The sequence below is a fragment of the Pseudomonas putida genome, assembly GCF_022627325.1.
GTDB classification, from domain to species: Bacteria; Pseudomonadota; Gammaproteobacteria; order Pseudomonadales; family Pseudomonadaceae; genus Aquipseudomonas; species Aquipseudomonas putida_X.
This window is the reverse complement of the sequence record NZ_JAETZZ010000055.1, coordinates 1-280: the sequence shown is the minus strand read 5'-3', so window position 1 is coordinate 280 and position 280 is coordinate 1. Positions and strand designations below refer to the sequence as shown.

Annotated in this window: 1 pseudogene; it reads left to right on the top strand. The window is 66.1% G+C overall.

Annotated elements, in window-relative coordinates:
- Positions 1–177: 177 nt before the first annotated feature.
- Positions 178–280: pseudogene (locus tag JNA92_RS25685) on the top strand (aspartate-semialdehyde dehydrogenase); the annotation flags it as partial.

The following is a 280-nucleotide window of genomic DNA, read 5'->3' as shown; positions in this document are numbered from 1 at the left end:
CGCTTTCAGCGGCCGGCGTGATCACAGGCAAGCCGGCTGCCAAAGGGATCGGGCAGTGTTCAAGCGGGCGCGCGGCCCGGTGAAACGGAGCATAGGGTTGCAGATTGAATAGTTGCATCACCATGCTCGGCGGTCTGCCGGGCCAGTTCATTAACTGCCTCCCGGCCCTGGGCAGACACCGCCGAGCTGCTCAACGCCCGCCCACTGGAGCCGCGCTTTTTCGACCGCCAGGTAGCGTTCAACGTGCTGGCCCAGGTCGGTGCGGCAGACGAGCAGGGCC